Source organism: Alcanivorax sp. (assembly GCF_014762765.1).
In the GTDB taxonomy this organism is placed as follows: Bacteria; Pseudomonadota; Gammaproteobacteria; order Pseudomonadales; family Alcanivoracaceae; genus Alcanivorax.
Genome location: NZ_JABURH010000198.1, coordinates 6,578 through 11,557, shown reverse-complemented (window position 1 = coordinate 11,557; position 4,980 = coordinate 6,578). Strand labels below are relative to the sequence as shown.

The following is a 4,980-nucleotide window of genomic DNA, read 5'->3' as shown; positions in this document are numbered from 1 at the left end:
AGGATATCGAGAGCGTGTCCGTGACCGTAAAGGCACCGCTGGAAGCAGGGCCCGAAGATGTGATGGCCTGTGATGCCATCCTGCTCGGCACCACGGAAAATCTGGGCTACATGAGTGGCGCCCTGAAGGATTTTTTCGACCGCAGCTACTACCCGGTACTGGAAGAAAAACAGGGCCTGCCCTGTGCCCTCTACATCCGCGCCGGCCACGACGGCACCGGAACCCGCCGTGCCGTGGAAACCATCGTTACCGGCCTGCGCTGGAACTGGGCGCAGGACCCGTTGGTACTACGCGGAGAGTGGCAGGATGATTTCGAGCAACAGGTGGAAGAGTTGGGGATGTATTTAGCGGCGGGGTTGGATGCGGGGGTTCTTTGAGTTGCAAGTTACAAGTTTCAAGCTGCAAGGCGCGCCCGAGTCCCCGGGATCCTGAAAGGCCCTGCCCGCGCCTTACCTAAAATCGCGGGCAGAGAGCATGAATTTCCTGCCAAACCCAGTCGCGTTGAAACTTGCAACTTGAAACTTGCCTCCTAGCCTTTGCTCTTGTTCACCATGGCCGCCAACACCGCCTTGGCCTCATCGCCCTGCAGCATCTGGCCAAACAGTGCCAGATCTTCCTCCAGCACATCCTGCAGCGGCTTGCTGATCGCCTGGCGCATCAGACGTTTGCTCTCGCGCAGGGCCCGGGGCGGTTTCTTTGCCAGGGTGTCAGCCCAGCCACGGGCCGTGGCCTGCAGCTCTTCACGACTGACCACCTTGGCGATCAGGCCGGCCTCGAAAGCTTCCTGTGCCAGCATAGGCTCACCCAGCAGCAACATGCGGGCGGCGCGCTGATAACCCAGCCAATCCGGCAACAGCTTGGCAGAACCGGCTTCCGGCACCGCGCCAAGATCCGCAAAGGGGGTAATGAACTTGGCATCCTCTGACGCCACCACCATATCCATGTGCAGCAGCATAGTGGTGCCTACGCCCACCGCATTGCCCTGCACAGCGGCTACCACCACTTTCGGGAAGGCATAAATGGCCTTGATGAAATTCGCCGCCTCGCCCACTTCACCGGGCTTGGCATTGAGGAAGTCCACCAGGTCGTTACCGGCACTGAAGGATTTTCCTTCGGCGGCAAACAGCACCACGCGGATTTCGTCGCTTTGCTCTGCCGTGTTCAGCAGGGCAATAAGGTCCCGGTACATGGCGCCGGTGAGGGCGTTCAGTTTGTCCGGGCGGTTCAGGGTAATTTCCATCACCGATTCGGTGTGAGTCACCAGAATCAGATCACTTTCCAGTGCCGGCAAGATCACGACAGCTCTCCCAATCATTATTTGTCGGGCAAGGCTAGCCGCCCGCTCCGTCCATGCCAAGAGCGAATACCGACAAAGGGTATTGACCGGCCGGTCAAAGCGCCTTAAAAAAGCGCACCTCTTCTGAGATCGTCACCGTGAAACTGATCACTTTCGATCCTTTCCGCACCTTGGGGCTGCCCGGCGTGCGTTATATCAAGCCGGAACACATGAACCAGCATCGCGACGCATTGGCGGAAGCGGACTGGTTGCTGTTCCCGGGCTATTGGCAGATCAACAGCCTGCATTATGTGCTCAAGCGGCCGATCTTCCCCAGCCTGAGTAGCTACCATCTCGGTCATGACAAGATAGAGATGACCCGCGCCTTGCAAACTGCCTGCCCTGAGCATGTGCCGGAGACGCTGATTGTCGCCTCCGACAAGTACGGCATCGCCCAGGTATTGGACCAGTGGCGGTTTCCGTTTGTGGCCAAGTCGGTGCGCTCCAGCCAGGGTATGGGCGTTTATCTGATCGAGAACCGCCAACAGTTTCTGGATTACGCGGAGCGCGAAGCCGTGCTCTATATCCAGAAACTGTTACCGATCGTGCGCGATCTGCGTGTGGTGGTGGTAGGCGAGAACGTAGTGGCCAGCTACTGGCGTGAAAGCGCAGGCTTCCTGAACAACGTGAGCCAGGGGGGCCGGGTACGCACCGATCTGTCGGTGCCGGACACCGCTCTTTCACTGGTGGAAGGCATGGCTCGCTATCTGGGCATCAACCATGCCGGATTCGACGTAGCCATGGTGGATGGCCACCCCTACATACTGGAATTCAACCGTCTGTTCGGCAACACCGGCATCCCCGATCTCAATCAGCGGGTGCAGCGCGCCATGAGCCACTACCTGCTAGGCAACCCGTCGTCACCTCCTTCTTCGGACAGCAAGGTATCCGCCTGAGTGCGCAGCAGGTTCTGGTAGCGGTGAGCCAGTTGCTCCACCGGCTGTAGCCGCACCTTGTGATCACCGGCGGTGACCACCTGGGCCTTTTCCGGCTGGTACAAGGCTTTCACATCCAGCTCGGTGGCGGCCAATTGTGCTTCCGGCACATTAAGCCGCCCCGGCACCCCTGCCACACAAAGGGACCAGGCTTCCTGCTGGTCCCCATCGGTAGTGACCAGCGCCTTGAATTCCAGTGGCGGTTTGCCCTGTTGCTTTCGTAACGGCGCCAGCAGACGCACCACACGCAGGAACAACAAGCCCGCGCATAGCGCGGAAAATGCACAGCGTGACGCCGGCTCCTGGTAAAAGAACAGCCCGGCCTGATCACCCACTTTCTGGCCGACCCGGCCCCCGTAGATGCCTGCCACCTTGTCGAGAATGCGCTGATAATCCGCCAGCACCTCGACCATGGCCGCCTGGGTATAACGCTGACGGATATGTTCGAAATTGACGATGCTCAGGCGCAACTGGGCCAGCGGCTCGGCGCCTTCCGGCAAGGGCTCGGTCAGCGCCTGCGTGGATGCGGGGGTCGCCAGCGGCGAGGCCGCAGGCGCCTCTGTCGGGGTCGGTTCCGCAGGTTCCGGCGGGGGTAGCAGGCGCTGCTGAATCAGGGCCGCCGCCACCCGCAGCAGCAACAGACACAACACCGCCAGCACAAATCCGGCTTCCAGTCGCTGGCGCGGCAAAGCACTGGTGTCGCCCAGCAGGGTCAAGGTGCCTGCCAGCTCACCGTCGGGCAGCGCCACCGGCACCGAGACAACAAGCTCGGAGCGAGGCACCCCGGTCAGGCCCACCTGAATATCCGCCGCATCCAGAAATCGCACTCCGGCCACCGGGGCCAGCTGTACGGTTTCCCGGCCGATCAGGTTAATGCTGATGGAATCATCGCTGGCCAGCGCCTCCGCCGCCCGGCGAGCTGTCTGTTCGGCTAGCGCCTGCAGCTGTACCTCGCGCTCCTGCTCCAAACGCGCGGAGAAGTGCTCAAGAAAATAGACACCGACCACCAGCATGGCCAGCAGCATCAGGATCAGCTCACGCAGCAGGCTGCGTTGTTGCCGAATCCATGGCCGCCATTGTTCCCACAGGGACATAGAGTTGCATTCCGTAGTATTGGGCTCGCGCGCAGTATACCGCGACAGGAGAGACAGCCCGAATATTTCACCAATGCTGTGTAGTAGGCGAGTGATAAAGTACCTCCGGTGCGTTCAGGCTGTGCCGTGTCAGGCTGGGCGCCTTTCCAAACAGCCTGGGCGCGCCGGAGGTACTTTAGCGCTCGTCTAATGCATAGCAAGCGTAGGATTTACAAATGGCACTGGCCCTGAGCAGGGTAAGCAGCCAACCAAGCCATGCCCACGTTTGAATCGGAAGCGGTTTGGTGAAATGTTCGGGCTCAACGTTGACCGAATCGGCGCAGCTTATCAGCGTTGGTGCCCAGCCAGGCCTTTCGCTATGTAAAACCTCGCTAATCCCCAAGGCACTGCCGCTTGCGGTACCATTTCTGCTACCCTTACGCGGTTTTCGCGGGAGCCACTGCTTCCGCTTTCCGCTTGTCTGACCTGCCCCCGGGAGCCCATGCGTGCGCGAGATCATTCTGATTCAGGTATCCGGTAGTGACCGTCCCGGTCTGACCGCCGCTTTCACCCGGATTCTGGCCCGTTACCGGCTCAATATCCTGGATATCGGCCAGGCCGTAATCCACGACACCCTGTCGCTGGGCATCCTGGTGGAAACCCCGCCGGACGCGGAATCCTCTGCGGTGCTCAAGGATCTGTTGTTCGAGGCCCACAAGCTGAACATCAATGTGCGCTTCCGTCCCATCGACGAAGACCGCTACGAGGAATGGGTGTCCGGCCAGGGCAAGGACCGCCATATCATCACCCTGCTGGCGCGCAAGATTACTGCCGAACAACTCTCCGACGTGACCGCAACAGTGGCAGACAACGGCCTGAACATTGACAGCATCGCCCGCCTGTCCGGCCGGGTGCATCTGGAAGGGGAAGCGCTCAACGAGGACAGTCGCGCCTGCATCGAGATTTCCGTGCGCGGTGAGCCGAAGGACGGTGAAGCCATGCGCGCGGCCTTCCTCAACATTGCCAACGAACGCAACCTGGACATCGCCTTCCAGCGCGACAGCGCCTTCCGCCGTAACCGGCGCCTTGTGGTGTTCGATATGGATTCCACCCTGATTCGCTCGGAAGTAATCGACGAGCTGGCCATGGAAGCCGGGGTGGGCGAAGAGGTAGCAGAAATCACCGAGCGGGCCATGCGCGGCGAGCTGGATTTCAACGAAAGTTTCCGTGCCAGAGTGGCCCTGCTCAAGGGGCTGGATGAAGGTGCCCTGGAGCGGGTACGCGAACGCATCCAGCTCACCGAAGGGGCGCAACGGCTGATCAGCACCCTGCGCGCCCTGGGCTACCGTACCGCCATCCTGTCCGGCGGCTTCACCTGGTTCGGCCAATGGCTGCAACAGTTGCTGGGCATCGACTATGTCTACGCCAACGAGCTGGAAATAGAGAACGGCGAGGTCACCGGCCGGGTAGTCGGCCAGATCGTCAACGGCCAGCGCAAGGCCGACCTGCTCAAGCAGATCGCCACCCAGGAAGGCATCAGCCTGGAACAGGTTATTGCCGTAGGCGACGGCGCCAACGACCTGCCCATGCTCGGCGAGGCCGGCCTGGGCATCGCCTTCCGCGCCAAACCCCTGGT

At 60.9% G+C, this 4,980-nt stretch carries 5 protein-coding genes; 3 read left to right on the top strand and 2 right to left on the bottom strand.

Annotation, left to right across the window (positions count from 1 at the left end):
- On the top strand, positions 1-377 hold a 377-nt coding region (locus HUJ17_RS15405), incomplete at its 5' end, for a flavodoxin family protein (RefSeq protein ID WP_290511525.1).
- A 152-nt stretch (positions 378-529) separates the two neighbouring features.
- On the opposite strand, the gene HUJ17_RS15400 is transcribed toward HUJ17_RS15405, so the two are convergent.
- On the bottom strand, positions 530-1,297 hold the full coding sequence (locus tag HUJ17_RS15400; protein WP_290511524.1) for an enoyl-CoA hydratase-related protein: 768 nt from the start codon (positions 1,295-1,297) through the stop codon (positions 530-532).
- A 137-nt stretch (positions 1,298-1,434) separates the two neighbouring features.
- Between HUJ17_RS15400 and HUJ17_RS15395 the strand changes: the two genes are divergently transcribed.
- On the top strand, positions 1,435-2,232 hold the full coding sequence (locus HUJ17_RS15395) for a hypothetical protein (protein WP_290511523.1): 798 nt from the start codon (positions 1,435-1,437) through the stop codon (positions 2,230-2,232).
- Here the strand turns inward: HUJ17_RS15395 and HUJ17_RS15390 are convergent.
- A complete protein-coding gene (locus HUJ17_RS15390) occupies positions 2,175-3,365 on the bottom strand; it encodes a hypothetical protein (RefSeq protein ID WP_290511522.1) in 1,191 nt (396 codons plus the stop codon). The two genes, HUJ17_RS15395 and HUJ17_RS15390, sit on opposite strands and share 58 nt — an antisense overlap.
- A 485-nt stretch (positions 3,366-3,850) precedes the next feature.
- Between HUJ17_RS15390 and serB the strand changes: the two genes are divergently transcribed.
- Positions 3,851-4,980, top strand: a 1,130-nt coding sequence (gene serB / locus HUJ17_RS15385; RefSeq protein WP_290511521.1) for a phosphoserine phosphatase SerB, incomplete at its 3' end; no start/stop codon positions are given.

What these genes read in the sequence shown, in the direction of transcription:
- HUJ17_RS15390 (WP_290511522.1), bottom strand. Translation starts at nt 3,365, where the DNA reads ATGTCCCTGTGGGAACAATGGCGGCCATGGATTCGGCAACAACGCAGC.